This window comes from Pseudomonas sp. KNUC1026, from assembly GCF_021650705.1.
Taxonomy (GTDB): domain Bacteria; phylum Pseudomonadota; class Gammaproteobacteria; order Pseudomonadales; family Pseudomonadaceae; genus Aquipseudomonas.
Genome location: NZ_CP087138.1, coordinates 1,596,486 through 1,623,282, shown reverse-complemented (window position 1 = coordinate 1,623,282; position 26,797 = coordinate 1,596,486). Strand labels below are relative to the sequence as shown.

Genomic DNA, 26,797 nt, shown 5'->3' with positions numbered 1-26,797 from the left:
ACCGCCGAAGCGGCCGCAAAGTTCCTCTATCACCAGGCTGCTCACCCGTGCGCTTGCTGGCTGTCGACGGGGGCCTGCTCGCGGTCGGCAAAGCCATAGTCGCGAATGACGTGGGCAATGCGCAGGCGGTAGTCGCCCAGTACGCGCTCGCGCCCCGCCGACTGAGCCGCGCGGTGCGCCTCAAGGGTGCGCCACTGGGCGATGGCCTGCTCATCCCGCCAGAATGACAACGACAGCACCTTGGCAGGGTCGGCAAGGCTCTGGAACCGCTCGATGGAGATGAACCCCTTCGATGCCCGCCAGCAAGGGTTTGAGCTCGGCGGCAAGGTCAAGGTAGCGGTCGTATTGCCCTGCGGCCGGCCAGGCCTGAAAAATCACCGCGATCATCGCTGAGCCTCCTCATCAACGCAGAACCTGGGGATGCGCCCATTGAGCGACGGCTGGTAATGCCAACGCAACGCAGCAGCGGAGGGGGCAGGTTGTTGCAGCCAGCGCTCGACGGCGTAGGTGGCGATACCCAGAGCCAAACGCTGGCCGGGGCATTCGTGCCTGCCGCCGCCAAAGCTGAACGTGCGCCGGTGAGGCCGTTCGAGTACAAAGCTGTCCGGGGCGGCGTTCGCGCGCGCATCGCGGTTGGCCGAGCCCAGCAGCACCAGGACTGTGTCGCCCGCTTCGAGTGCGTAGCCCAGCACCTTGCAGGGCCTGGCCAGGAACCGGCGGGTGTTCTGCACCGGTGAGTCATGGCGGGCGACCTCGGCAACCCATTCGCCGAGCAGGCCGGGCGTGCCGCGCAGTGAGCCGATCATCTCAGGGCTGCAACGCAACGCTATGAGCGCGTTGCCGATCAAGCCAGCCGTGGCGTCACAGGCCTGCGACATCAGCCCGATGAGGTTGGCGATCAGTGCGTCGCGGTCGTGCCAGCCAGCAGCCTCGCAACCAGCGCGAACCTGGCCAAGAAAGCCATTGCGCGGATCATCCTGGCTCAGCACTGCGTCGAACGCTTGGCGCAGCTGATCGGCGGCCTGGTCTGCCCGGCGCAAGGCAACCTCATCGCTCAACGGCGACAGGCAGGTCACGTACTCGCGCACACGCTGGGCAACTGCCTGCCGCTGGTCGCCAGCAAAACCGATCAGGGCCGCGACGGTGCACAGCGGCAAGGTGAACATCCATGCGTCCAGGTGCCCGGCGGGGCCATCCAACTGCCTGGCCGCCTCCTCTACCGCCTCTGCAATCGCGTGAGCCGGCAGAGCCGCCAACGCCAGCGCCATGACTCTTTTCGGCCCCAGATGCGCCGCCCCCTCGTTCATGCGCATCAGCCGGCTGAAGATGTCACCCGCAGCGCCCTGCCCCAGATACCCAGGCACTGGTTCATCCAAGGGGCGCACAAGGCAATCGGGATGTTCGAGAATCGCCTGCACCGATTGGGCATCGCTGGCGATCCGTAGCCCGAGCTCGGCGTCGAAACTCAGGCCGGCGTGGCGCCTCAGGCGCTCATAACAAGGGTACGGATCAGTGTGAGTGGCAGCTTGAATAGGCGTCATCGGCAAAGCCCTGGCGGTCGAGAGCAGCTACTATCCAACATCCTCCACACACACGATTCGCTCTGGAACGAACTATGGATGCGCTCAGCCAGGAAACTGCGATCTCACGGGTTGCCGGCGCCATCGCCGAGCCGGCCCGCACCCGGATGCTCTGCTCATTGATGGATGGGCGGGCGCGAACCAGCACCGAGCTTGCGGCCATTGCCGAGGTGAGCGCCTCCACGGCCAGCGCGCACCTGGGCCGATTGCAGGAAGGCCGCCTGATCCGATGCCATACGCAGGGCAGGCATCGGTATTTCAGCCTGGTGGATGTGCAGGTGGCGCAGGCACTCGAAGCGTTGATGGTCATCAGCCAGGGCACCCAGGTTCCGTTCGTGCCCAATACCCCTGCACGGCTACGCTTTGCCCGCACCTGTTACGACCACATGGCCGGCACGCTTGCGGTGCAATTGCACGATCATTTCGTCGAGGCGGGCTGGCTGGGGGTGCCGGCCGAGCAGGACGGTGAGTATCAGCTGGCACTGTGCGGCGAAGCAGCCTTCGCCCAGCTTGGTATCGACGTCGCCCAGGCAAAGGCCCAGCGGCGACGTTTCGCCTGCCCCTGCCTTGACTGGAGCATGCGCCGCCCGCACCTGGCCGGTGCGTTGGGGGCAGCGCTGCTTCACACCGCGCTCAGGCAAGGATGGTTGGTACAAGACCTGGACAGCCGGGCATTGGCCCTGACCCCGCAAGGGCGCAGGGCACTGCATACCCGCATCGGGTTGAAAGTGGCCTCATCGGAGCCGGATGTGATCAGCTCGCCACGCCCATCTGCTGATCGAACCACGCGCGCATGAAGCGCCGCGTGGCCACGCCCTGGCCGCAGGCACAGGCCAGGTGATCGTCGGCGCTGCGAAGGTGCGCTTGCAGGCGCTGGCGTACCCCTTCTACGCCAAGCAGCGCCACCAGCGTGGATTTGCCCACGTCCTGATGAGCGTCCTTGCCATGCTCGCTGCTGCGCTCGCTGCTGCCGTCGGCCAGGTCATCGAGCAGCTGAAAGGCCTGGCCCAGTTCCCTGGCGAACCCTGCCAGCGATTCGCGTGTGGCGGCGCAGGCCTCTGCGGCAATGGCTGCCAGTTGCAAGGTCGCACTGAACAACACGCCGGTTTTCAGTTCGTCGGTGCGCGCGATGGCGTCCTCGCCGCGCGCGGCAGCGCCGCCGCGCAAGTCCTGGAACTGGCCCTGCACCAGGCCCTGCAAACCCACCGTCGCCGACAGTTGTGCCACCGCCTCGACCCGCGCGCTGTCACTCAAACCCGGCGCCGCCGCGATCACGCCAAAGGCGCGGCTGAGCAGCCCGATGGCAGCCAGAATGGCAACATCTTCGCCGAATTGCCGGTGCAGGGTCGGGCGGCCACGGCGCAGGCTCGCGTCGTCCATGCACGGCAGATCATCCAGAACCAGCGAGGCGGCGTGCACCATCTCCACCGCGCAGGCCAGGTCCAGCACGGCAGGCTTTTCACAGCCCAGGTCGCGGGCGATCAGCATCAGCAACACTGGGCGAATGCGTTCGCCCGGTGCCAGCGCGCTTTCGCGGCTGGCGGCGGTGACCAGGTCACGCTCGCTGACCACCGGAAGCAGTTGGTCCAGGCGCATCTGCACCGCCTCGCGTATTGCCAGCAGCTCGCTGGCCTGGCCTATTGCAGTCATCGATGGGTCCTTGCTCGGTGATGGCGGTCAATGCACGCGTGAAAAACACGCAAAGCGGCGGAACACCGGCCTCGCGCGGTTGCCATAGCCTCATGCGTATTGTACGAAGCTTTAATTAAAGCCTTATCTTGTACAACTGACCACCGCCAAGCACGGAATACTCCCCGGAGCCTCGATGAAGGATGTCGACCTGGTTCACCGCAAGAATGATCACCTGGATATCGTGCTGGACCCGACCCGCGCCAACGCACCGCTCGGCAACGGTTTCACCCGCTGGCGCTTCGAGCATTGCGCACTGCCGGAGCTGGACCTGGATGCCATCGACCTGAGCACCCCATGGCTGGGTTATCGCCTGCGGGCGCCACTGCTGATCAGTTCGATGACCGGAGGCGCCAGCCGCGCCCGCGATATAAACCGCCACCTGGCCGAAGCCGCCGAGCACCTGGGGCTGGCGATGGGCGTGGGCTCGCAGCGCGTCGCGCTGGAGGCCGACATGGACTGGGGGCTGACCCGCGAGCTGCGCCAACTGGCACCAGGCATCCCGCTGCTGGCCAACCTGGGAGGTGCGCAAGTGCGTGGCGCACAGGGCGTGGATTACGCGCGGCGGGCAGTGGACATGATCGCTGCCGATGCGTTGATCGTGCACCTGAACCCCTTGCAGGAAGCTGTACAAAATGGCGGTGACCGCGACTGGCGCGGGGTACTCAACGGCATCGAGCAACTGGTCAAGGCGCTGTCGGTGCCGGTGGTAATCAAGGAAGTCGGCGCCGGAATCAGCGCGCCCGTAGCCCAACGCCTGGCAGCCGTGGGCGTGCAGATGATCGATGTAGCCGGCGCCGGTGGCACCTCCTGGGCTGCGGTCGAAGGCGCGCGCGCCACCCAGCGCCGGGCTCGCGCCCTGGCTGAGGCCTTCGCCGGCTGGGGCATCCCCACTGCCGACGCATTGGTACAGGTACGCCAGGCCTTGCCTGGTATGCCGTTGATAGCCTCTGGCGGCATCCGTGATGGCCTGGACGTGGCCAAGGCTTTGCGCCTGGGCGCCGACCTGGTCGGCCAGGCCGCGGCAGTGCTGGCCAGCGCCACGCAATCGAGCGATGCGGTGGTGGAGCATTTCGAGGACGTGATCGCGCAACTGAAGGTGGCCTGCTTCTGCACCGGCAGCGCTGATCTTGCAGCACTCAAGCGCGCGGCCATTCATTGCACCGAGCAACCGGCATGAGCCATTTCGTGGTCATCGCCCCGCCGCTGTTCAGCCACTTCCGCGCCCTGCAAGCCTTGGCCGGTGGGTTGATCGACCGTGGCCACCGGGTGACCTTCGTGCATCAGTTCGAGGCGGCCAGCCTGCTCAACGACACACGCGTCGGTTTCTGCCCGGTCGGTATCGCGACCCACCCGGCCGGCAGCCTGGCGCGCACCGTGCGCCACGCTGCCAACCCCTCGGGGCTGGCGATCCGCCGGGTGATCGCGGACCTTGCCCGCACCACCGACATGCTCTGCCGCGAGCTGCCCGATGCCTTGAACGGCCTTCAGGCGGACGCGCTGATCTGCGACCAGATGGAGGCGGCCGGCGGCCTTGTAGCCGAGGCACTGGGACTGCCGTTCGTGTCGGTGGCCTGCGCTTTGCCGGTGAACCGTGAGCCTGGCCTGCCGCTTGCGGTGATGCCCTTTGCCTATGAGCAAAGCGAACGGGCCCGGCACATGTACGCCACCAGCGAGCGCGTCTACGACTGGCTGATGCGCAGCCACGGCCGAGTGATCGCCCGGCACGCCCTGGCCTTCGGTTTGCCGCCGCGTGACAGCCTGCACCAATGCCTGTCGCCCCTGGCGCAGATCAGCCAGACGCTGCCAGCACTGGATTTCCCGCGCACTGCCCTGCCCGCCTGGTTCCACGCGGTTGGCCCGCTGCGCCCGCCTGCGCTGGCGCGGCCGAGCAGCGCGGCCTGGCCCATCGACCCGGCGCGGCCGTTCGTGTTCGCCTCGTTGGGCACCTTGCAGGGCCAGCGCTATGGGTTGTTCCGCACCCTGGCGCGGGCGTGCAGGCAGCTCGATGCCCAATTGCTGGTGGCTCACTGCGGCGGCCTGGATGCTGCGCAATCCGAAGCGCTGCAACGCCAGGGCGCGACCTGGGTCACCGACTTTGCCGATCAGCCGCAGGTGCTTGCCCAGGCTCAGGCGGTCATCACCCACGGCGGGCTGAACACGGTGATGGACGCCATCGTCGCCGCCACGCCGATCCTCGCGGTGCCGATCGCGTTCGACCAACCCGGCGTCGCGGCGCGGGTGGCCTGGGCGGGTGTCGGCCGCCGCGCTTCCCGGCACAGCCGCAGTGTGGTGTTCGCTGAGCATTTGCGAGCATTGCTCGACGCCCCCGCCTATGCCCAGCGCCAGCGCGCGCTGGCCCCTGCATTGCTGGAGGCCGGCGGCACCCCGCGCGCGGTGCAGATCATCGAGCAGGCCATCGAGGCCAAACGCCCGGTGCTGGCAGCATGAGGCGCGACTGGGATCTGATTCTGGTCGGTGCGGGCCTGGCCAATGGGCTTATTGCCTGGCACCTGCGCCACACCCGGCCGGAGCTGGCGGTGCTGCTGATCGACCGCGACCGCCACTGCGGCGGCAATCACACCTGGTCGTTCCATGCCAGCGACCTGAACGCGCAGCAGCTGCGCTGGCTGGCACCGCTGATCGACCATCGCTGGCCCGGCTACCAGGTGCGCTTCCCCGCCTTCACCCGGCAACTGCCCGGCGAATACTGCACCATCACCTCGGCAAGCTTCGCCGTGCACCTGGCTCGCGCCATGGGTGAACGGGTACTCACCGGCACGGCGGTGTCGCGCATCACCCCCGACACCGTGCAGTTGCCCGATGGGCAAACCTTGCACGCCCAGGCCGTCATCGATGGCCGCGGTGCCCAGCCCAGCCCACACCTGCAACTGGGCTACCAGGCCTTCATCGGCCAGGAACTGAAGCTGCCCGAACCACACGGCCTGCTCCAGCCGGTGCTGATGGACGCCACCGTGGCGCAGGGCGATGGCTACCGCTTCGTCTACACCCTGCCGCTGAGCCCGGACCGGCTGCTCATCGAAGACACCCATTACATCGACCATCAACACTTGGACCCGGCCCACTTGCGCCAGGCCATCGGCCAATACGCGGCCGAACAGGGTTGGAGCGGCGGCGAACTGCTGCGCGAAGAAAGCGGCAGCCTGCCGATCATCCTGGACGGCGACTTCGAAGCCTTCTGGGGCCAGGCCAAGGGCATGCCCTGCAGCGGCCTGCGCGCCGGGCTGTTTCACCCCACCACCGGTTATTCACTGCCTTGCGCCGTGCGCACGGCCGAGCTGATCGCCGCTGCGCCCTGCCTTGACCACGCGCACCTGTTCAACAGCCTGCGCGAGAGTGCGCGAGTGCAATGGCGGCAGCAGCGGTTCTTCCGCCTGCTTAACCGCATGTTGTTCATGGCCGGTAACCCCAGTGACCGCTGGCGCGTGATGCAACGCTTCTATGGCCTGGGCGATGGCCTGATCGAGCGTTTCTATGCCGGCCGCATCACCCTGGCCGACAAGGCCCGCCTGCTCAGCGGCAAGCCACCGGTACCGGTAGGCGCTGCGCTGCGCGCAATGGCTTTTCCTGATTTCCCTTCCCGAGAGTTGCCATGAATCGAACCGTCGTCATCGGCGCCGGCCTGGGCGGCCTGGCCCTGGCCATCCGCCTGCAGGCCTCCGGCGTGCCTGTGCTGTTGCTGGAAGCGCGCGACAAACCGGGCGGGCGCGCCTACGTGTACCACGACGAGGGTTTCACCTTCGACGCCGGGCCCACGGTGATCACTGACCCTACCGCCATCGAGGCGCTGTTCACTCTGGCCGGCAAACGCATGGCCGATTACCTGGAGCTGCTGCCGGTCAAGCCGTTCTACCGCCTGTGCTGGGAAGACGGCCGGGTGCTGGACTACGACAACGACCAGGAGGCACTCGAGCGGCAGATCCATGCCTTCAACCCGGCTGATGTCGAAGGTTATCGGCGCTTTCTGGCCTATTCCCAGGCGGTGTTCGAAGAGGGCTACCTCAAGCTTGGCAGCGTGCCGTTCCTGAGCTTTCGCGACATGCTGCGCGCCGGCCCGCAACTGGCGCGGCTCAAGGCCTGGCGCACGGTGTATGGCACGGTGGCGCGGTTCGTCGAGAGCGACCACCTGCGCCAGGCGTTTTCCTTCCACTCGCTGCTGGTGGGCGGCAACCCGTTCGCCACCTCGTCGATCTACACGTTGATCCACGCGCTGGAGCGGCAGTGGGGCGTGTGGTTTGCCAAGGGCGGCACCGGGGCGCTGGTACAGGCCTTGGTAAAGCTGTTCCAGGACCTGGGCGGCCAGCTGGAGTTGAACGCAAAGGTCGAACGCCTTGAGCTTGACGGCAACCGGATCGGCGCCGTGCAACTGGCCGATGGCCGCCGTTTCGACACCCCGGCGGTGGCCTCCAATGCCGATGTGGTGCACACCTACGAGAAACTGCTGGGCCATTCCCCGCAAGGCCAGGCACGGGCCAAGTCGCTCAAGAGCAAGCGCTCGAGCAATTCGCTGTTCGTGCTGCACTTCGGTTTGAACAAAGTCCAGCCCCAACTGGCGCACCACACCGCGTGCTTCGGCCCGCGCTACCGCGAGTTGATCGACGACATCTTCAACGGCCATGCGCTGACCGACGACTTTTCGCTCTACCTGCATGCGCCGTGCGTGACCGACCCGTCGCTGGCCCCGCCCGGCTGTGGCACCCACTACGTGCTGGCGCCTGTGCCCCACCTGGGCCAGGCGCCGGTGGACTGGTCGGTGGAAGGCCCGCGCCTGCGCGAGCGCATCTTCGACTACCTGGAGCAGCGCTACATGCCGGGCCTGCGCGAGCAACTGGTGACGCACCGGATGTTCACGCCCGCGGATTTTCGCGACGAGCTCGGCGCACACCTGGGCTCGGCGTTCTCGCTGGAGCCGATCCTCACCCAAAGCGCGTGGTTCCGCCCGCACAACCGCGACAGCCAGATCGGCAACCTGTACCTGGTAGGCGCCGGCACTCACCCTGGTGCGGGTGTGCCAGGGGTGATCGGCTCGGCCAAGGCCACCGCCGGGCTCATGCTGGAGGACCTTGCCCGATGAGCCAGGCCGCCTCCCGCCCGCTGCTCGAGCATGCCGAACAGACCATCGCTGCCGGCTCCAGGAGCTTCGCCACCGCCGCGCGGCTGTTCGACCCTGCCACCCGCCGCGACGCCGTGATGCTCTACACCTGGTGCCGCCACTGCGACGACGTGGTCGACGGCCAGGTATTGGGGTTCGCCGCGCCGTCATCGGCCAGCGACAGCCCGCAGCTGCGCCTGGCGCAGCTGCGCGAGCAGACTCGCCAGGCCCTGGCTGGCGCGCCCATGCAAGACCCGGCCTTCGCAGCCTTCCAGGCCGTGGCGCTGGCCCGGCACATTCCGCTGGAACAGGCGCTGGCGCACCTGGACGGCTTCGCCATGGACGTGGAAGAGCATCACTACGAGCAGCTCGATGACACCTTGCAGTACTGCTATCACGTCGCGGGCGTGGTCGGGCTGATGATGGCGCGGGTGATGGGGGTGCAGGACGAAGCCGTGCTGGATCGGGCCTGCGACCTGGGGCTGGCCTTTCAGCTGACCAACATCGCACGGGACATCGTCGAGGACGCAGCACTGGGCCGCTGCTACCTGCCGGCGCAGTGGCTGCGCGAAGCGGGCATCGACCCCGAGCACATCACCGACCCAGCCAACCGCCTGGCCCTGGCGCGGCTCGCCGAGCGCCTGGTCGACACGGCCGAGCCCTATTACGAATCCGCCCAGGCGGGCTTGCCGGCGCTGCCTTGGCGTTCAGCCTGGGCCATCGCCACCGCGCGAGGGGTATACCGGGAAATCGGGGTGAAGGTGCAACGCGCCGGGCCGAAGGCCTGGGACCATCGCCAGGGCACGTCGAAGCTTGAAAAGCTGGGGTTGTTGGCCCAAGGCCTTGGCCAGGCGCTCAGCGCTCGCCTGGCGCGGCCGGCGGCGCCTCGCCCTGCCGGGCTTTGGCAACGTCCGCGTTGAGCGGCCCGCCATGCAGCGCCCGCAACTGGGCGCGCAGGTTTGCCAACGGTGGCGCGTAGAGAAAGCCGAAGGACACGCAATTCTCCCGCCCTTTCACCGCATGGTGCAGGCGATGGGCCTGGTAGAGGCGCTTGAGATAACCGCTGCGAGGCACATGGCGAAACGGCCAGCGCTGGTGTACCAGCCCGTCGTGGGCGATGAAATAGAGTGCGCCGTAAGCGGTCATTCCCGCACCGATCCATTGCAGCGGCCAGGCGCCGGAAGTGCCCCAGGCGATCAGCACGATGGCCAGGCCCGCGAACACCACGGCGTACAGGTCGTTCTTTTCGAACCAGCCGTTGCGCGGCTCGTGGTGCGAGCGGTGCCAACCCCAGCCCGGGCCGTGCATCAGGTACTTGTGCGCAAGCACCGCAACGGCCTCCATGGCGGCAACAGTCAACAGCACGATCAATGTATTGAACAGCACAAGCATGGCGATCTCCCCGGGCGCAGTGTTGGAGTATGACCGGTGCCAACGGTTCCGGCACCCGGCGCGAAGCTTCGATTGAAGGCTGCCCGGCGCCGGCGGTAGCATGGCTGTTTGATTTCGGAGTGCCTGCACCATGTACAGCTCGTTATTGGCCGTCATCATCGGCGGCTCGGCCGGTTGTGTACTGCGCTGGGTCATGGGGCTGCGTTTCAACGGGTTGTTCCCCTACCTGCCGATGGGTACGTTGTTCGTCAACCTCATCGGCGGTTTCATCATCGGCGGGGCCATGGCGTTCTTTACCCGCTACCCCAACCTCGACCCGGCCTGGCGCCTACTCATCACCACTGGCTTCTGCGGCGGCCTCACCACCTTCTCCACCTTTTCCGCCGAGGTGGTAGCCATGCTGCAGCAAGGCCGCTACGGCTGGGCTCTGGCCACGGCGCTGGTGCACGTGGTCGGCTCGGTGGTGATGACCATCGCAGGCTTTGCACTGGTACAGCGGCTGAGTTAAGGCGCAACCGTTGGAGAAACGGATCAGCACACCGATTGAACCCTAACCAGCCACGGCCCCTCCACAGCTAACCCAATCTGATGGAGCAAAGCCGAGATGAGCAACCAATTGCAGGGCAAACGTGTGCTGGTCATTACCGCCAACACCGGTATCGAGCGCGACGAACTGGTCAAGCCGGTGCAGGCATTGCAGGGGCTGGGCGCCGAGGTGGTGCATGCTTCGGTCGAAGGCGGCACCACACAGACCTTCGTGGGCGATACCGAGAAAGACACCACCGTGCGTTCCAACCAGAAACTTGCCGACGCCAAAGCCAGCGACTTCCACCTGCTGGTGATTCCGGGCGGCACGGTAAACGCCGATACCTTGCGCCAGGACAAGGACGCCCAGCGGCTGGTCAAGGAATTCGCCGACGCCGGCAAAACCGTCGCCGCCATCTGCCACGGGCCATGGCTGCTGATCGATGCCGGTGTGGTCAAGGGCAAAACCCTGACCTCCTACCCAAGCGTCAGTACCGACCTGAAAAACGCAGGCGCGGCCGGCTGGGTCGATCAAGAGGTGAAGGAATGTGGTGCCAATGGCTGGACGCTGATCACCTCGCGCACCCCCGATGACATCCCGGCCTTCAACGAGGCCATTGCCAAGGCGCTGGAAAACGCCTGATCAGCGCAACCGCCGGGCGGGCCTGGCAGGCTCGCCCGACGCTTTCATCCGGTCGTGAATTTCCTGCCGGTTCACCGCCACATCCCTGGGCGCCACGATGCCGAGCCGTATCTGATTGCCGGTGATCTCCATGACAGTGACGGTGACCTCCCCGTCTCCAATCACCAGCTGCTCTCCGATTTCCCGTGTCAGTATCAACATTCTGCGCTCCCCCTTGATTGCCGCACAGCGCGGAGGCCAAGGGTCAGGCAAATCAGAACGCTGATTCAACCGACGTGCAATAAAGCGGAATTTTCCTACACAAAAGTGGTAACCCTGCCTCAGCTGCCATTCAAACGCGGCCCCCAGAGCACAACGCCTGCACCCACGATGCACAAAGCTGCGCCGAACCAGTCGGTCGCCAACGGCCTGGCCCGCTCGATCAGCGCCAGCCAGGCGATCGACGTGGCGATGTAGATGCCGCCATACGCCGCATAGGCACGCCCCGCATAAGCCGCCTCTACGCGCGTCAGCAACAAAGCAAAGCAGGCGAGGCTGAGCATGCCCAGTGCCGCCCACAGCGCACTCTTGCCCAGCCGCAGCCACATGTAGAAGCCGTAACATCCGGCGATTTCGAATACCGCCGCAAGTAGAAACCACAAGTAATTCAACATCCGGGCACGCCTTCTCTGTAAAAAACGCCAAGCATAAACAGCGCGCTGAAAAAACAGCATGCGCACTAATAAGTTTTTCAAACTTTTTCAGCGCGCCTTGAGTCGGAGTTGATAGGCGCGGTTGCATAACGTGCCAAAAATACAGCCCTACAAGGAAAGCAACCATGGTCACAATCCTGGTCATCATCTTGATTCTCATGCTGGTCGGCGGCCTGCCGGTGTTCCCGCACTCCCGCAGCTGGGGTTATGGCCCGTCCGGTATCGTCGGCGTGATTCTCGTCGTACTGCTGGTGTTGCTGTTGCTGGGCAGGATCTAAGCCCGAAACAACGAAAAACGCCGGGCAATTGCCCGGCGTTTTTATTGCCCAGAGATTGTCAGTGCGACACCGCCCCGCTGGCACCCAGGCCCGTCTGCGAGCGCACGAACTGAGCCGCGAAGCGCGCACGCTCTTCATCGGCCGCTGCAGATTTGTCGGTGATCGAGAAGAACCAGATGCCCACGAACGCCGCCAGCATCGAGAACAGTGCAGGGTACTCGTACGGGTAGATCGGCTTCTCGTGGCCCATGATCTGTACCCAGATGGTCGGGCCCAGGATCATCAGCACCACCGCCGTGATCAGGCCCAGCCAGCCGCCGATCATCGCACCGCGAGTGGTCAGGCGCTTCCAGTACATCGAGAGCAGCAGCACCGGGAAGTTGCAGCTGGCCGCGATGGAGAACGCCAGGCCCACCATGAAGGCGATGTTCTGTTTCTCGAACAGGATGCCGAGCACGATGGCAACGACGCCCAGAGCCACAGTGGTCATCTTCGAAACGCGGATCTCGTCCTTCTCGTTGGCCTTGCCCTTCTTGATCACGCTGGCATACAGGTCATGGGACACCGCCGAGGCGCCGGCCAGGGTCAGGCCTGCAACCACCGCCAGGATGGTGGCGAACGCCACCGCCGAGATGAAGCCAAGGAACACGCTGCCGCCGACCGCGTTGGCCAGGTGAATGGCCGCCATATTGTTGCCACCGAGCAGAGCGCCTGCTGCGTCCTTGAACGCCGGATTGGTGCTGACCAGCAGGATTGCGCCAAAGCCGATGATGAAGGTCAGGATGTCGAAGTAGCCGATGAAGCCGGTTGCGTAGAGCACGCTCTTGCGCGCTTCCTTGGCGTCGCTCACGGTGAAGAAGCGCATCAGGATGTGCGGCAGGCCAGCGGTGCCGAACATCAGCGCCAGGCCCAGGGAGAAGGCCGAGATCGGGTCTTTCACCAGCCCGCCCGGGCTCATGATCGCCTCACCTTTGGGGTGAACCTTGATCGCTTCGGCGAACAGCTGGTTGAAATCGAAATTCACCGATTTCATCACCATCAGCGCCATGAACGAGGCGCCCGAGAGCAGCAACACCGCCTTGATGATCTGCACCCAGGTGGTGGCGAGCATGCCCCCGAACAGCACGTACAGGCACATCAGGATGCCCACCAGTACCACCGCGACGGTGTAGTCCAGGCCGAACAGTAGCTGGATCAGCTTGCCGGCGCCGACCATCTGCGCGATCAGGTAGAAGGCCACCACCACCAGCGAGCCGCAGGCCGACAGCGTGCGGATTTCCTTCTGTTTGAGCCGATAGGAGGCCACATCCGCGAAGGTGTATTTGCCCAGGTTGCGCAGGCGTTCGGCGATCAGGAACAGGATGATCGGCCAGCCCACCAGGAAGCCGATCGAGTAGATCAGGCCGTCATAGCCGGAGGCGTACACCAGCGCGGAGATGCCCAGGAACGAGGCCGCCGACATGTAGTCGCCGGCGATCGCCAGGCCGTTCTGAAAGCCCGTGATGCGCCCACCGGCGGCGTAGTAGTCCGAGGCCGAGCGGTTGCGTTTGGAAGCCCAGTAGGTGATGCCCAGGGTAAACAGCACGAAGGCCACGAACATCCCGATGGCCGCAACGTTCAGAGGCTGCTTCTGCACGTTGCCGGTCAACGCATCGGCGGCCATCGCCAGGGGTGAAGCGGCCACCAGCGCGGTGGCGGCGAGAAGGCGGCGCATCATGCTTGCACCTCCTTGAGGATGGCCTGGTTCAGGGCGTCGAACTCGCCATTGGCGCGGCGCACGTAGATGGCGGTGAGCACGAAGGCCGAGATGATCAGCCCCACGCCCAACGGAATCCCCCAGGTGATCGACGAGCCAGGGCTGAGCTTGGCGCCCAGCACTTGCGGCCCATAGGCGATCAACAGGATGAAGGCTGAATACAGCCCGAGCATGACCAGCGACAGAACCCAGGCAAAGCGCTCGCGCTTGGCCACCAGTTCCTTGAAGCGAGGGTTATCCTGGATGGCCAGGTAGATGCTGTCGTTCATTGTTTTTGTCTCCGCAGCACGGTTTGATTGGACCTTGCTCCACTTTAGGCGCAGTACGGCGAAGCGACAGACGACCTTAGTCGAATACTGGTGGCACCCTGACCCAACCCTCCATCAGCACCCGTGCGCTGCGGCTCATGCTGGCTTCCAGCACCTGCCATTGCCCCCTTCGCAACGCGCCCGCGCGCCCACGCGCAAGGTGCCCGAAGGGTGGCCGAAACACACGCTGGAACGCTCGCCGCCGCCGGCCGCCAGGTTCACCAATGTGCCGGGGATCGCCGCCGCCGTGCCGATGGCGACCGCTGCGGTGCCCATCATCGCGTGGTGCAGCTTGCCCATGGACATCGCCCGCACCAGCAGGTCGATCGACTCAACCTGCACGGCTTTGCCGCTGCTGGCGGTGTAGGCCGCAGGCGGCGCGACGAACGCCACCTTGGGCGTGTGCTGGCGCCTGGCGGCGTCTTCCAGGCGCTCGATCAGGCCCATGCGCAGCGCACCGTGGGCGCGGATGCGCTCGAACATCGCCAGCGCGTCAGGGTTGTCGTTGATCGCCCCTTGCAACTCGGTGCCCTGGTAACCCAATGCCTGGGCCTGGACGAAGATGGTCGGGATACCCGCGTTGATCAGCGTGGCGCGCAGCGTGCCCAGGCCCGGCACGTCGAGGTCGTCGATGAGCTGGCCGGTGGGGAACATCGCGCCCGCACCGCCCTCCTCTTCGGCGGCCGGGTCGACGAAGGTAAGCGGCACCTCGGCTGCGGGGAAGGTTACGCCGTCGAGCTCGAAATCCCCGGTTTCCTGAACCTGCCCGGCGTGCATCGGCACCTGCGCGAGGATGGTCTTGCCGATATTGGCTTGCCAGATGCGCACCGTGGCCGAACCGTCAGCGGGCACGTTGTTCAGCAGCCCCTGCGCGATGGCGAACGGCCCGACCGCAGCGGACAGGTTGCCGCAGTTGCCCGACCAGTCGACGAAAGCGCTGTCGATGGAGACCTGGCCGAACAGGTAGTCGACGTCGTGCCCTTCGCGTCGGCTGGGGCTGATGATCACCACCTTGCTGGTGCTGGAGGTAGCCCCGCCCATGCCGTCGGTGTGCTTGCCGTAGGGGTCGGGGCTGCCGATCACCCGAAGCAGTAGCGCGTCCCGGGCCGGGCCCGGCACTTGCGCGGCTGCCGGCAGTTGCTCGTTGACGAAGAACACGCCCTTGCTGGTACCGCCACGCATGTAGGTGGCGGGGATCCTGATCTGTGCTGCGAATGCCATGGCGATAGTCCTGTGGCTCAGGCCGGGGTGGCTTCGAGAAAGTCCTGGGCGAAGCGCTGCAGGACCCCGCCCGCTTCGTAGATCGACACCTCCTCGGCGGTGTCGAGCCGGCAGGTGACCGGCACGTCGAGCCGCTCGCCGCTGCGCCGGTGGATCACTAGCGTCAGCGTGGCGCGCGGCGTGCGCTGGCCGATCACGTCGTACAGCTCGGTGCCATCGATGCCCAGCGTATGGCGGTCGGTGCCTGGCTGGAACTCCAGCGGCAGCACGCCCATGCCGATCAGGTTGGTGCGGTGGATGCGTTCGAAGCCCTCGGCGGCGATGGCCTGCACGCCGGCCAGCCGTACGCCCTTGGCCGCCCAGTCGCGAGACGAGCCTTGGCCGTAGTCGGCGCCGGCGATGATGATCAGTGGCTGCTGGCGCTGCATGTAGGTTTCGATCGCTTCCCACATGCGCATCACCTGGCCCTCAGGCTCGACCCGCGCCAGCGAACCCTGCTTGACCTTGCCATCGACCACCGCCATTTCGTTGACCAGCTTGGGGTTGGCGAAGGTGGCGCGCTGGGCGGTGAGGTGGTCGCCGCGGTGGGTGGCGTAGGAGTTGAAGTCTTCCTCGGGCAGGCCCATTTTCGTCAGGTATTCGCCCGCAGCGCTGCTGGCCAGAATGGCGTTGGACGGCGACAGGTGATCGGTGGTGATGTTGTCGGGCAACACTGCCAGCGGGCGCATGCCGGTCAGTGTGCGCTCGCCGGCCAACGCCCCTTCCCAATAGGGCGGGCGGCGGATGTAGGTGCTCTGCGGGCGCCATTGGTACAGGGGCGCCACCGCTGGGCCGCGGTGCTCGTCCACCGCGAACATCGGAATGTAGACCTGCCGAAACTGTTCGGGCGCACTGCCGCCTGCACCACTGCGTCGATTTCCTCGTCGCTGGGCCACAGGTCGCGCAGGCGAATCTCGCGGCCATCGACCACGCCCAGCACATCGTTCTCGATGTCGAAACGGATGGTGCCAGCGATGGCGTAGGCCACCACCAACGGTGGGGAAGCCAGAAACGCCTGGCGCGCATACGGATGAATGCGCCCGTCGAAGTTGCGGTTGCCGGAGAGCACCGCCGTGGCGTAGAGGTCGCGCTCGATGATCTCGCGCTCGATGGCAGGCTCCAGCGCCCCCGACATGCCGTTGCAGGTGGTGCAGGCAAAGGCCACTACGCCGAAGCCGAGCTGTTCCAGTTCCGCCGTCAGGCCGGCTTCGTCCAGATAAAGCGCCACGGTTTTGGACCCCGGTGCCAGTGAGCTCTTGACCCAGGGTTTGCGCGCCAGCCCTAGGCGGTTGGCATTGCGTGCCAGCAGGCCGGCGGCAATGACGTTGCGCGGGTTGCTGGTGTTGGTGCAGCTGGTGATGGCGGCGATGATCACGGCACCGTCGGGCAATTGCCCCGGCACCTGTTCCCAGGGCGCAGCGATGCCACGGGCGGCCAGCTCGCGGGTGGCGAGCCGGGCATGGGGGTTGGAGGGCCCGGCCATGTTGCGTTCCACACTCGACAGGTCGAAGGCCAGCACCCGCTCGTACTGCACCTGGGCGAGGCCGTCGGCCCACAGGCCCGCCTGGCGCGCGTAGGTTTCCACCAATTGCACCTGCTGTTCCTCGCGGCCGGTGAGGCGCAGATAGGCCAGGGTCTGCTCGTCGATGGCGAACATGGCGGCGGTGGCGCCGTATTCGGGGGCCATGTTGGAAATGGTCGCGCGGTCGCCCAGGGTGAGGCTGCGCGCGCCTTCGCCGTAGAACTCCAGGTACGCGCCCACCACCTTCTGCTGGCGCAGGAATTCGGTGAGGGCGAGCACGATATCGGTGGCGGTAATGCCCGGCTGGCGGCGGCCGCTCAAGGCAACACCGACGATGTCCGGCAGGCGCATCCACGACGCGCGGCCAAGCATTACGTTCTCCGCTTCCAGGCCGCCGACGCCGATGGCGATCACGCCCAGGGCGTCGACGTGGGGGGTATGGCTGTCGGTGCCTACCAGCGTGTCGGGGAACGCCACTCCCTGCTGCACCTGCACCACCGGCGACATTTTCTCCAGGTTGATCTGGTGCATGATGCCGTTGCCCGGCGGGATCACTTCGACGTTCTCGAAGGCAAGCTTGGTCCAGTCGATGAAGTGGAAACGGTCTTCATTGCGGCGATCTTCGATGGCGCGGTTCTTGGCGAAGGCATCCGGGTCGTAGCCGCCGCACTCCACCGCCAGCGAATGGTCGACGATCAGTTGCACCGGCACCACCGGGTTGACCTTGGTCGGGTCGCCGCCACGCTCGGCGATGGCGTCGCGCAGGCCGGCGAGGTCGACCAGGGCGGTCTGGCCGAGGATGTCGTGGCACACCACCCGCGCCGGGTACCACGGGAAATCGAGGTCGCGCTTGCGCTCGATCAGTTGCGACAGCGAGGCGTCGAGGTGTTCGGGCTCGCAGCGGCGGGTGAGGTTTTCGGCCAGCACGCGCGAGGTATAGGGCAGGCCGGCCCACGCGCCGGGCGCGATGGCCTCGACCGCGCTGCGGGCATCGAAGTAGTCCAGGTGGGTGCCTGGCAGGGGTTTGCGGTGGTCGGTGTTCATCGGCTGAGGCTCATGGTGTTCGTTTTAGCGTCGCACGTCGCCCGGCAAGCCGGCCTCCCACGGAGGTGACCTGAGTCGAACCCGGTGGGAGGCCGGCTTGCCGGGCGACGTGCAACGTGCAACGGGCGACGCAACAGTCAACGCTGCTCGATCGGCACAAACGCCCGTTCGGCCACCCCTACGTACTCGGCGCTGGGCCGGATGATCCGGTTGTTCGCCCGCTGCTCGAACACGTGCGCCGCCCAGCCGGTGAGCCGTGAGCACACAAAGATCGGCGTGAACAGCTCGGTCGGGATGCCCATGAAGTGGTAAGCCGAGGCGTGGTAAAAGTCCGCGTTGGGGAACAGCTTCTTCTGCTCCCACATCACCGCGTCGATGGCTTGCGACACTGCGTAGAGCCGGGTGTCGCCCACATCGTCCGAGAGCGTTTTCGCCCAGCCCTTGATCACTTCGTTGCGCGGGTCCGAATCGCGGTAGATGGCGTGGCCGAAGCCCATGATCTTCTCCTTGCGCTCGAGCATCCCCAGCGTGCCGCGGGTGGCCTCTTCGGCCGTGGCGAAACGCTCGATCATCGCCATCGCCGCCTCGTTGGCGCCACCGTGCAGCGGCCCACGCAGCGAGCCGATGGCACCGGTGATGCAGGAATACAAATCAGACAAGGTCGAGGCACATACCCGGGCGGTGAAGGTCGAGGCGTTGAACTCGTGCTCGGCGTAAAGGATCAGCGACACGTCCATCACCTTGCGGTGCAGCTCGCTCGGCGCCTTGCCGTGCAGCAGATGCAGGAAGTGCCCGGCCACGCCTGGCTCGTCGCTCTTGGTCTCGATGCGCACGCCGTGGTGGGCGAAGCGGTACCAGTAACAGAGGATGCCGGGAACAGCGCCAGCAGCCGGTCGGTGACATCCTGCTGGCGGTCGAAGCTGCCTTCGGGCTCCAGCACACCGAGAAACGAGGCGCCGGTGCGCATCACGTCCATCGGGTGGGCATTGGCCGGGATGCGTTCGAGCACCTCCTTCAGTGGCTGCGGGAGGCTGCGCAGCGTTTTGAGCTTGCTTCGGTATTCGGCCAGCTGCGCGGCGCTGGGCAATTCGCCGTACAGCAGTAGGTACGCGACTTCTTCGAACACCGCTTCAGCAGCGAGTGCGCGCACATCGTAGCCGCGGTAGGTCAGCCCGGCGCCGGCCAGGCCCACGGTGGAAAGCGCCGTCTGCCCGGCGACCTGGCCACGCAGGCCCGCGCCGCTCAATGTTTTGGCATCTGCCATGAGACTTCTCCCGTTCTTGGATTTGTAAGGGGAACCGCCTTCAGCCTTTGTCACGCGCGAACAGCGCGTCCAGCTTCTGCTCGAAGACGTGGTAACCGATGGCCTCGTAAAGCTCCATGCGGGTTTGCATCGTGTCGACCACCTGCTGCTGCGTGCCGTCGCGGCGGATGGCGGTGTAGACGTTCTCTGCAGCCTTGTTCATCGCCCGAAACGCCGAGAGCGGATACAGCACCATGGCCACCTGGGCTTTGGCCAGCTCATCAGTGGTGAACAGGGGCGTGGCGCCGAATTCGGTGATGTTGGCCAGGATCGGCACCCCTGCCCGCTCGGCGAACTGGCGGTACATGCCAAGCTCAGTGATGGCTTCGGGAAAATCATGTCGGCGCCGGCTTCGATGCAGGCAGCTGCGCGGTCCAGTGCCGATTCGAGGCCCTCCACCGCCAGCGCGTCGGTGCGCGCCATGATCACGAAGCTATCGTCCAGGCGCGCATCGGCGGCAGCCTTGATACGGTCGACCATCTCCTGCTGGGTGACGATCTCCTTGCCGGGCCGGTGCCCGCAGCGCTTGGCGCCAACCTGATCCTCGATATGAATCGCCGCTGCGCCGAACTTGCTCATCGCGCGCACGGTGCGCGCCACGTTGAAGGCCGAGGCGCCGAAGCCGGTATCGACATCCACCAGCAATGGCAGGTCGCAGACATCGGTGATGCGGCGCACGTCGGTGAGCACATCGTCGAGGTTGCTGATGCCCAGGTCCGGCAGGCCCAGCGAGCCGGCGGCGACGCCGCCGCCGGAGAGGTAGATGGCCTTGAACCCGGCACGTTGTGCCAGCAGCGCATGGTTGGCGTTGATGGTGCCGACGATCTGCAGCGGGTGTTCGGTGGCGACGGCGGCGCGAAAGCGCTCGCCGGGGCGCTGGGCCTGGCTCATTGAAAGTCTCCTGGTTCGGGGTGGGCACCGGGCAACTGGCGTTCGATGTTGCGCCGCGAGGCGGCGATGTGCCGGCGCATCAGCAACTCGGCCAGCTCGCCATCGCGTTCGGCGAGCGCGTCGAGGATGCGGTGGTGCTCGGCGAAGGCCTGGCGAGGCCGGTTCGGGGTGGCGGAAAACTGGATGCGGTACATACGCACACGCTGGTAGAGCTCATCGCACAGCAGGTGCACCAGCGTCTGGTTACCGCTGCCCTGGATGATCCGGTAATGAAAGTCGTGGTCGCCTTCCTGCTGGTAATAACCGATGCCCGCCTGGAAGGCAGCGTCGCGCTCGTGGGTATCGAGCAACTGGCGCAGCTCGTCGATCTGCGTCGTGCTCATGCGCTCGGCAGCCAGCCGGCAGGCCATGCCTTCAAGGGATTCGCGAATCTGGTACAGCTCGATCAGCTCGGTATGGCTCAGCGACACTACCCGCGCGCCCACATGCGGCACCCGCAGCACCAGGCGCTGGCCTTCCAGGCGGTGGATGGCCTCGCGCAGCGGGCCACGGCTTACGCTCCAGGCGCGCGCCAGCTCGGGTTCGGAAATCTTGCTGCCGGGGGCGATATCGCCGCGCACGATGGCGGCTTGCAGGCGGCGGAACAGTTGCTCGGCGAGAGTTTCGCTGTCGGTGGTAGGGCTTAGGGCCAGATCGCTCATGTGTCGACAATCTTTCGAGTTTATGCCAGCAAAGCTAGCTTCAAGCGCCGAACCCGTCAACAGATTGTCGACAATAGCGCCTATGAAGCCGGCTTGCTGGCGGCCTGCGGTTTGGCAACGAGCTCCGCTATCACCCTCCCCAACTCCGCAATCGCCGCATCCCGCGCCGCCAGCGTCGCCTCGGTATCGGCAATGTAGATCGACACCACCCAGGGCGCCTGCCCCGGCGGCCACGCTACCGCCAGAATCCCGCGCGCACCGTGGCCCCCTGCCCCGGTGCGGTCGGCCACGACCCAGTCCTTGGGCAACCCGGCGCGCAGCAGTGAGCCGGCCACACGGCTGTCGCGCAGCCAGGCGATCAGTTGGTCGCGAGCAGCAGGCGGCAAGCCGTTGCCCAGGGTGACTGCCCGCAGGCTGGCAAGGCTTGCGGCGGGGGTGGTGGTATCGACGAAGGTCGCCGGGGGTGGCGCTGTTGAGGTCCGGCTCGATGCGATCCAGGCGCGTGACCGAATCGCCCAGGGCGCGGAGCATGGCCGTGACTGCCGGCGGGCCACCGAGCTGCGCCAGCAGCAGGTTGGCGGCGGTGTTGTCGCTGCTACGCAGGGTGGCGGCGCAGAGTGCGTTCAGGCTGATGGGCTGGTTGACCTTGCTCGCCATCTCCGGCGCATAGGCCAGCAGGTCCTGCGCGCGCACCGTGACTTGCCGCTCGGGATCGACACGGCCCTCACCGGCCTGGGCCAGCAGCGTGGCGCAGGCGAACAGCTTGAAGGTGCTGACCAGGGCGAAGCGCTCATCGGCGTGATAACGCCACTGGCGCTGGCTGCCGGTGTCGTCGATGGCAAGGCCGATGCGGGCGTGCAGGCGGGTTTCAAGCTCGGCTGCCTTGGCCAGCAAGGGGTCGGCCTGGGCGGTGGTCGCTAGGCACAGCAGCAGTGCGGGGATCAGGCAACGCATGTCGAAGGCTCTGGGCGGGAGTGGGTGAATGCGCAAGCTTATTGCAAAACAGACGATCAAACCTGTCCCTGATCAGCCCGGCCGTGCTCTGTGCGCGATTCGCCGCTAGAATGCGCGCCAACCGTGACTCAGCCAGAACATAAAACGCCCATGCCCTTGCCCAAGCACCACCTCGAACTGCTCAGCCCTGCCCGCGACGTGGCCATCGCCCGCGAAGCGATCCTGCATGGCGCCGACGCCGTGTACATCGGCGGCCCCAGCTTCGGCGCGCGCCACAATGCCTGCAACGAGGTGAGCGATATCGCAGGCCTGGTCGAGTTCGCCCGCCGCTACCACGCGCGGGTGTTCACCACCATCAACACCATCCTGCACGACAACGAGCTGGAACCAGCCCGCGCCCTCATCCACCAGTTGTACGATGCAGGCGTTGACGCGCTGATCATCCAGGACCTGGGCGTCATGGAGCTGGACATCCCGCCGATCGAGCTGCACGCCAGTACCCAGACCGACATCCGCACGCTGAGCCGGGCCAAATTCCTCGACCAGGCCGGTTTCTCGCAACTGGTGCTCGCCCGCGAGCTGAACCTGCAGGAAATCCGTGCCATCGCCGATGAAACCGACGCTGCCATCGAGTTCTTCATCCATGGCGCGCTGTGCGTGGCGTTCTCCGGCCAGTGCAACATCTCCCACGCGCAAACCGGCCGCAGCGCCAACCGTGGCGACTGCTCACAGGCCTGCCGCCTGCCCTACACCCTCAAGGATGACCAGGGCCGGGTCGTGGCCTATGAAAAGCACCTGCTGTCGATGAAGGACAACAACCAGAGCGCCAACCTGAGCGACCTGGTCGATGCCGGCGTGCGCTCGTTCAAGATCGAGGGCCGCTACAAGGACACGGGCTACGTGAAGAACATCACGGCCTACTACCGCCAGCAGCTGGACGCGATCCTCGAAGGCCGCCCGGAGCTCGCCCGCGCCTCCAGTGGCCGTACTGCGCACTTCTTCGTGCCGGACCCGGACAAGACCTTCCACCGCGGCAGCACCGACTACTTCGTCAGCGAGCGCAAGATCGACATCGGCGCGTTCGATTCGCCCACCTTCACCGGCCTGCCGGTAGGCGTGGTGGAAAAGGTCAACAAGCACGACCTGCTGGTGGTCACCCACGAGCCGTTGTCCAACGGGGATGGCCTGAATGTGCTGGTCAAGCGTGAAGTGCTGGGTTTTCGCGCCAACATCGCCGAGCCGCGCGGCGAGTTCGAGCAGGATGGCGAGAAGCGCTACCGCTATCGCGTCGAGCCCAACGAGATGCCGGCCGGCCTGCACCGCCTGCGCCCGCAGCACCCACTGAGCCGCAACCTCGATCACAACTGGCAACAGGCCTTGCAGAAAACCAGCGCCGAGCGCCGCATCGGCCTGGCCTGGCATGCGGTGCTGCTGGAAAGCGGCCTGACCCTCACCGCCACCAGCGAAGAAGGCGTGAGCGTCACCGTAGCGCTGGAAGGCCCGCTGGGCCTTGCCAACAAACCCGAGCAGGCCATGGAGCAGTTGCGCGATGTGCTCGGCCAACTGGGCACCACCGAGTACCAGCGCAACCTGCGTGGAGCTGGCCGCCGAACAGGCCTGGTTCGTGCCCAATTCGCAGCTCAAGGCCCTGCGCCGCGAAGCGATCGACGCCCTCACCGAAGCCCGCGTGAACGCCCACCCGCGTGGCGCGCGCAAGGCTGAAACCAGCCCGCCGCCGGTTTACCCCGAGGCGCATCTGTCGTTCCTGGCCAACGTCTACAACGACAAGGCGCGCAGCTTCTATCATCGCCACGGTGTAAAGCTGATCGACGCCGCTTTCGAAGCCCACGAGGAAACCGGCGAAGTGCCGGTGATGATCACCAAACACTGCCTGCGCTTCTCCTTCAACCTCTGCCCCAAGCAGGCCAAGGGCGTGACCGGTGTGCGCACCAAGGTGGCGCCGATGCAGCTGGTGCATGGCGATGAGGTGCTGACGCTCAAGTTCGACTGCAAACCCTGCGAGATGCACGTGATGGGCAAGATGAAACCGCACATCCTCGGCCTGCCGACGCCGGGCAGCGATGCGGTCAAGCAGGTGGTGGGGTTCATTTCGCCGGAGGATCTGCTCAAGACGATTCCGAAGGCGTCGACGCGGCGGTAGGGGTAGAGCGTCGCCCGTTACACGGCGTCCGTTACACGGCGTCCATTACACGTCGCCCGGCGAGCCGGCCTCCCACGGGTGATATGCGCGCCGGCCTCCCACGGTGGGAGGGCGGCTCGCCGCGCGACCAGGCAGTGCAAGCCCCGCGCACACGCTTGCACTTCGATGGAATCAGAACACCCGCACCGACAATTCGACATCTTCGGCAAACGGCACCGACACGTAGCCATTGGCCGGGTCCCTTACATACGCCAGGTAATCGGGGCTGTATTCGGCGTTGTCGGCGACGATGAAAGCCCCAGGGCGCAGGCGGTCCTCCAGGGTGCCAAACACTTCCAGGTACAGGCCCTTGGCGCCGTCGAGCAGCAGCAGGTCGACGCTGGCCGGCTGGTCGGCTTGCAAGGTCAACAGAGCATCGCCTTCTCGGATGTCCACCAGGTCCGCAAGCCCGGCCTCGTCCAGGTGCTGGCGGGCGCGTTGCACTTTGGAGGGTTCGAACTCGCAGGTGATCAACCGGCCGCCGCCGTTGTCTCGCAGCGCGGCGGCCAGGTGCAGGGCCGAGATGCCGAAGGAGGTGCCGAATTCGACGATGCAGTGAGCCTGGGCACCACGGGCCAGCAGGTAAAGCAGGCGCCCGGTTTCCGGAGAGACGGCCAGCGCGGCGTCCTTGAGCTGATGGTAGAAACTCAGGTAGTCGGTCTTGCTCTGCATGCGGCGGTTGAGCTCGTCCGGGGGCAGGTCGAGCCAGGCGGCATTGCTGCGCATCCAGTGTTCGCTCTCAGCGAACAGGCGGGTCAACAGCGGGTTCAGAGCAGTCAGGGTGTTCATGGGCACGGCCTCGTGGCGATTGATCGGGATGCGAAGCGCTGCCTAGAATGCGAACGTTTCATCGCGTTCAAGAATATGAACAATCCATCGCATTTTCTATTCGCATTCCCCAGCCCCCGGTGCCGCCGCCATGCCAGACCTCCCTGCCCCGCCTATCGCCTCGCGCAAACAGCCTCAGCAAGCCCGCTCGGCCGAGCTGGTCAAGGCTGTTCTGCAGGCCGCTATTCAGGTTCTGGCCAGCGAAGGCGCCACCCGTTTCACCGTGGCGCGGGTGGCTGAGAGGGCGGGCGTTAGCGTCGGGTCGGTGTATCAGTATTTCCCCAACAAGGCGGCGATCCTGTTCAGGCTGCAAAGCGATGAGTGGCGCCAGACCTGCGACATGCTCTGCGCAATCCTCGAAGACAGGCGCATGGCACCCAGGCAACGGGTCGAGGCGATGGTGCGAGCCTTCGTGCAGTCCGAATGTGAAGAGGCGCAGATGCGTGGCGCACTGGACGATGCCGCGCCCCTCTACCGCCATGCACCCGAAGCCAAGGCCGCCCGCGACGGCGCGGAGCAGGCGCTGGCCGCCTTCATCGCTGAAGTGGCACCTGCCGCCGACGCCTGTGAGCGCAGCGCGCGGGCGGGGTTGATAGCGACCACCATGAGTGCGGTAGGCAAGCGGGCCTCCAGCGCACCGATGGCCGACCAGGAGCGCGAGGCGTGGATGAAGGGTTTGGCGGCAATGCTGTGGGCGGCTGCAGTCTCGAGTTAGACGGCCGGCACCGGGTTGCAAGCGCCGTGCTGCTTGAGCGTACGCTCGGTGCCCGCCGGAAAGCGCTCGAGCTTGGCCGCAGGGCGCGTCGGCCGCAGCACCAGGTCGCCTCCACAATTGGGGCAGGCGCCGCCCAGCGGGCCCTGGGCGCAGTCGGCGCAAAAGGTGCATTCGAAGGTGCAGATACGCGCAGCCGGGTCACCGTTGGGCAGGTCGCGGTCGCAGCATTCACAGTTGGGTCGCAGCTCCAGCATGGCAGTGTCACTCTGTGTGGGTGAAGGCGCCCGCAGCATAGCAAGCCGGGAGCAACGAGGGCTGATCTGCTCGGCAAATGCCGCTAAGCTACGCGCCTTTCCATTCACACTGCGAGCACCCGATGGCCCAGCCGCCGCTGCTGTATACCCTGCATATCCAGCTCGAACCCCTGCAGATCAACCCACCGATCTGGCGCCGTCTGCGCGTGACAGGGGACTGTTCACTGCGCAAGTTGCACCACTTCATCCAGGCCGCTTTCGGCTGGTGCAGCGAGCATTTGCATGAGTTCGAACAGGACAACGTGCTCTACACCCGCCCCGAATCCGAATTCGCCTCGATGCCCGAGGGCAGCCGCGATGACCGCAAGGTCAAGCTGCGCCGGGTGCTGAGCAGCCCCGACCAGCGCCTGCGTTACCTCTACGATTTCGGCGACAGCTGGCAACACGTGATCGCCGTGGAGCGTATCGAGGCTATCGAGGTCAGCAGCAGCTGGTGCGAGGTGATCGATGGCGCGCGTGCCTGCCCGCCGGAGAACGTCGGCGGTGTGGGGGGCTACGCGCACTTTCCTGGAGTGTTCGAACCAGCCTGGGACCGACGACGGTAACTTTGCGCGGGAATGGGTAGGCGGCGGCTTCGACCCGGAGCTGTTCGACCTGCGCGCCGCCCACGCGGCGGTGCAGCGGATCGGCAACAACTTCTGGGGCTGAGCGCTGGGCCGGCCAGCCCATGCCTTCAAGCCTGGATCAGATCCACACATCGTTGGGCGCGGTGCGCTCACCGCCTTCGTGGCCGGTGTTGAGGATGCCCTGTGGCTCGATCATCATCAGCTTTGCCTGGCCCTCGGCAGCCGTGCGGTGGCGAACCCCGCGCGGCACTACGTACAACTCGCCCGGGCCGAGCAATACGCAGCCTTCGGGCAGGTCGATGCGCAGGATGCCCTCCAGCACCAGAAACGCCTCGTCGGTCTCCGGGTGTTCGTGCCAGATGAATTCGCCTTCGATCCGCACCACCTTGAACTGGTACTGGTTCATCTGCGCGACCACCCTCGGGCTCCATGGCTGATCGATGAGGGTGGCCTTGTGCAGCAGGTTCACCGGCGCTTGCGAAATGGGTGCAGAGGATTGCGACATGGGAAGATCCTTGAAGGT

General features: G+C 65.9%; 23 protein-coding genes and 7 pseudogenes. 13 read left to right on the top strand and 17 right to left on the bottom strand.

The genetic code is table 11. The features are described from left to right. Positions 1 to 41 precede the first annotated feature (41 nt). Positions 42 to 387, bottom strand: a pseudogene (locus LN139_RS07385) (antibiotic biosynthesis monooxygenase family protein). Continuing rightward, positions 384 to 1,541, bottom strand: coding sequence for a cytochrome P450 (locus LN139_RS07380; protein ID WP_236359355.1), 1,158 nt, complete (start codon positions 1,539 to 1,541; stop codon positions 384 to 386). Before LN139_RS07380 ends, LN139_RS07385 begins: the two are co-directional and overlap by 4 nt. Positions 1,542 to 1,615: 74 nt before the next feature. Here LN139_RS07380 and LN139_RS07375 point away from each other — a divergent pair, with 74 nt between their 5' ends. After that, the gene (locus tag LN139_RS07375) at positions 1,616 to 2,377 is read left to right on the top strand and encodes an ArsR/SmtB family transcription factor (protein WP_236359354.1); all 762 of its coding nucleotides are present in this window, start codon (positions 1,616 to 1,618) and stop codon (positions 2,375 to 2,377) included. On the opposite strand, the gene LN139_RS07370 is transcribed toward LN139_RS07375, so the two are convergent. Further along, positions 2,334 to 3,230: a polyprenyl synthetase family protein gene (locus LN139_RS07370; protein ID WP_236359353.1), complete on the bottom strand. Its 897-nt coding sequence runs from the start codon at positions 3,228 to 3,230 to the stop codon at positions 2,334 to 2,336. The genes LN139_RS07375 and LN139_RS07370 overlap by 44 nt on opposite strands. 175 nt (positions 3,231 to 3,405) lie before the next feature. Here LN139_RS07370 and fni point away from each other — a divergent pair, with 175 nt between their 5' ends. Genes fni through crtB form a run of 5 tightly spaced genes read left to right on the top strand, consistent with a single transcriptional unit; the run spans position 3,406 to position 9,302 of the window. Further along, a complete protein-coding gene (fni, locus tag LN139_RS07365) occupies positions 3,406 to 4,449 on the top strand; it encodes a type 2 isopentenyl-diphosphate Delta-isomerase (RefSeq protein WP_236359352.1) in 1,044 nt (347 codons plus the stop codon). Beyond that, the gene (locus LN139_RS07360; protein WP_236359351.1) at positions 4,446 to 5,720 is read left to right on the top strand and encodes a glycosyltransferase; all 1,275 of its coding nucleotides are present in this window, start codon (positions 4,446 to 4,448) and stop codon (positions 5,718 to 5,720) included. Before fni ends, LN139_RS07360 begins: the two co-directional genes overlap by 4 nt. Beyond that, the gene (gene crtY, locus LN139_RS07355) at positions 5,717 to 6,886 is read left to right on the top strand and encodes a lycopene beta-cyclase CrtY (protein ID WP_236359350.1); all 1,170 of its coding nucleotides are present in this window, start codon (positions 5,717 to 5,719) and stop codon (positions 6,884 to 6,886) included. Before LN139_RS07360 ends, crtY begins: the two co-directional genes overlap by 4 nt. Continuing rightward, positions 6,883 to 8,364 carry a phytoene desaturase gene (locus tag LN139_RS07350; protein WP_236359349.1) on the top strand — a complete coding sequence of 494 codons (1,482 nt, stop codon included), beginning with the start codon at positions 6,883 to 6,885 and terminating at the stop codon, positions 8,362 to 8,364. The genes crtY and LN139_RS07350 overlap by 4 nt, the downstream gene beginning before the upstream one ends. Then, positions 8,361 to 9,302: a 15-cis-phytoene synthase CrtB gene (gene crtB / locus LN139_RS07345; protein WP_236359348.1), complete on the top strand. Its 942-nt coding sequence runs from the start codon at positions 8,361 to 8,363 to the stop codon at positions 9,300 to 9,302. The genes LN139_RS07350 and crtB overlap by 4 nt, the downstream gene beginning before the upstream one ends. Here crtB and LN139_RS07340 read toward each other — a convergent pair. Further along, the gene (locus LN139_RS07340) at positions 9,238 to 9,774 is read right to left on the bottom strand and encodes a sterol desaturase family protein (RefSeq protein WP_236359347.1); all 537 of its coding nucleotides are present in this window, start codon (positions 9,772 to 9,774) and stop codon (positions 9,238 to 9,240) included. The two genes, crtB and LN139_RS07340, sit on opposite strands and share 65 nt — an antisense overlap. Before the next feature lie 130 nt (positions 9,775 to 9,904). On the opposite strand from LN139_RS07340, the gene crcB reads away from it, so the two are divergent. After that, positions 9,905 to 10,282: a fluoride efflux transporter CrcB gene (crcB, locus tag LN139_RS07335; RefSeq protein ID WP_236359346.1), complete on the top strand. Its 378-nt coding sequence runs from the start codon at positions 9,905 to 9,907 to the stop codon at positions 10,280 to 10,282. Positions 10,283 to 10,378: 96 nt separating this feature from the next. Next, positions 10,379 to 10,942 (top strand): type 1 glutamine amidotransferase domain-containing protein, encoded by a 564-nt coding sequence (locus tag LN139_RS07330; RefSeq protein ID WP_236359345.1) that lies wholly within the window; start codon positions 10,379 to 10,381, stop codon positions 10,940 to 10,942. Here the strand turns inward: LN139_RS07330 and csrA are convergent, their stop codons facing one another. Both csrA and LN139_RS07320 read right to left on the bottom strand, forming a co-directional pair. After that, on the bottom strand, positions 10,943 to 11,143 hold the full coding sequence (csrA, locus tag LN139_RS07325; protein ID WP_236359344.1) for a carbon storage regulator CsrA: 201 nt from the start codon (positions 11,141 to 11,143) through the stop codon (positions 10,943 to 10,945). It abuts the gene before it with no gap. 119 nt (positions 11,144 to 11,262) lie between these two features. Beyond that, positions 11,263 to 11,595 carry a YnfA family protein gene (locus LN139_RS07320; RefSeq protein WP_236359343.1) on the bottom strand — a complete coding sequence of 111 codons (333 nt, stop codon included), beginning with the start codon at positions 11,593 to 11,595 and terminating at the stop codon, positions 11,263 to 11,265. A gap of 164 nt (positions 11,596 to 11,759) precedes the next feature. Between LN139_RS07320 and LN139_RS07315 the strand changes: the two genes are divergently transcribed. Further along, on the top strand, positions 11,760 to 11,912 hold the full coding sequence (locus tag LN139_RS07315; protein WP_236359342.1) for a DUF3309 family protein: 153 nt from the start codon (positions 11,760 to 11,762) through the stop codon (positions 11,910 to 11,912). A 58-nt stretch (positions 11,913 to 11,970) separates the two neighbouring features. Here LN139_RS07315 and LN139_RS07310 read toward each other — a convergent pair whose 3' ends face one another. From LN139_RS07310 to bla, 8 genes and pseudogenes are all read right to left on the bottom strand, one after another. Then, positions 11,971 to 13,629 carry a cation acetate symporter gene (locus tag LN139_RS07310; RefSeq protein WP_236359341.1) on the bottom strand — a complete coding sequence of 553 codons (1,659 nt, stop codon included), beginning with the start codon at positions 13,627 to 13,629 and terminating at the stop codon, positions 11,971 to 11,973. Further along, positions 13,626 to 13,937, bottom strand: a complete 312-nt coding sequence (locus LN139_RS07305; protein WP_236359340.1) for a DUF485 domain-containing protein — start codon at positions 13,935 to 13,937, stop codon at positions 13,626 to 13,628. The genes LN139_RS07310 and LN139_RS07305 overlap by 4 nt, the downstream gene beginning before the upstream one ends. A 76-nt stretch (positions 13,938 to 14,013) precedes the next feature. Further along, positions 14,014 to 15,197, bottom strand: a pseudogene (gene prpF / locus LN139_RS07300) (2-methylaconitate cis-trans isomerase PrpF). A gap of 17 nt (positions 15,198 to 15,214) precedes the next feature. After that, a pseudogene (gene acnD, locus LN139_RS07295) lies at positions 15,215 to 17,802 on the bottom strand (Fe/S-dependent 2-methylisocitrate dehydratase AcnD). Positions 17,803 to 17,939: 137 nt separating this feature from the next. Continuing rightward, positions 17,940 to 19,066, bottom strand: a pseudogene (prpC, locus tag LN139_RS07290) (bifunctional 2-methylcitrate synthase/citrate synthase). Between the two features lie 40 nt (positions 19,067 to 19,106). Continuing rightward, positions 19,107 to 19,996: pseudogene (prpB, locus tag LN139_RS07285) on the bottom strand (methylisocitrate lyase). Then, positions 19,993 to 20,697, bottom strand: coding sequence for a GntR family transcriptional regulator (locus LN139_RS07280; protein WP_236360310.1), 705 nt, complete (start codon positions 20,695 to 20,697; stop codon positions 19,993 to 19,995). Before LN139_RS07280 ends, prpB begins: the two are co-directional and overlap by 4 nt. Before the next feature lie 80 nt (positions 20,698 to 20,777). Further along, positions 20,778 to 21,534 (bottom strand): annotated as a pseudogene (gene bla, locus LN139_RS25505) (class A beta-lactamase). A 267-nt stretch (positions 21,535 to 21,801) separates the two neighbouring features. Between bla and LN139_RS07275 the strand changes: the two are divergent. Then, positions 21,802 to 23,812, top strand: a pseudogene (locus tag LN139_RS07275) (peptidase U32 family protein). A 171-nt stretch (positions 23,813 to 23,983) separates the two neighbouring features. On the opposite strand, the gene LN139_RS07270 reads toward LN139_RS07275, so the two are convergent. Further along, the gene (locus LN139_RS07270; protein WP_236359339.1) at positions 23,984 to 24,640 is read right to left on the bottom strand and encodes an O-methyltransferase; all 657 of its coding nucleotides are present in this window, start codon (positions 24,638 to 24,640) and stop codon (positions 23,984 to 23,986) included. A 130-nt stretch (positions 24,641 to 24,770) separates the two neighbouring features. On the opposite strand from LN139_RS07270, the gene LN139_RS07265 reads away from it, so the two are divergent. Next, positions 24,771 to 25,394, top strand: a complete 624-nt coding sequence (locus LN139_RS07265; RefSeq protein WP_236359338.1) for a TetR family transcriptional regulator — start codon at positions 24,771 to 24,773, stop codon at positions 25,392 to 25,394. Here LN139_RS07265 and LN139_RS07260 read toward each other — a convergent pair. Continuing rightward, a complete protein-coding gene (locus tag LN139_RS07260) occupies positions 25,391 to 25,648 on the bottom strand; it encodes a DUF1272 domain-containing protein (protein WP_236359337.1) in 258 nt (85 codons plus the stop codon). The genes LN139_RS07265 and LN139_RS07260 overlap by 4 nt on opposite strands. 122 nt (positions 25,649 to 25,770) lie before the next feature. Between LN139_RS07260 and LN139_RS07255 the strand changes: the two genes are divergently transcribed. Then, complete coding sequence (locus tag LN139_RS07255) at positions 25,771 to 26,253, top strand: plasmid pRiA4b ORF-3 family protein (protein WP_236359336.1); 483 nt, start codon at positions 25,771 to 25,773, stop codon at positions 26,251 to 26,253. After that, entirely contained in the window at positions 26,192 to 26,356 is a 165-nt protein-coding gene (locus LN139_RS07250; protein WP_236360627.1) for a hypothetical protein, read from the top strand. The genes LN139_RS07255 and LN139_RS07250 overlap by 62 nt, the downstream gene beginning before the upstream one ends. A 36-nt stretch (positions 26,357 to 26,392) precedes the next feature. Here LN139_RS07250 and LN139_RS07245 read toward each other — a convergent pair whose 3' ends face one another. Further along, positions 26,393 to 26,779, bottom strand: coding sequence for a cupin domain-containing protein (locus LN139_RS07245; protein ID WP_236359335.1), 387 nt, complete (start codon positions 26,777 to 26,779; stop codon positions 26,393 to 26,395). Between the last annotated feature and the right edge of the window lie 18 nt (positions 26,780 to 26,797).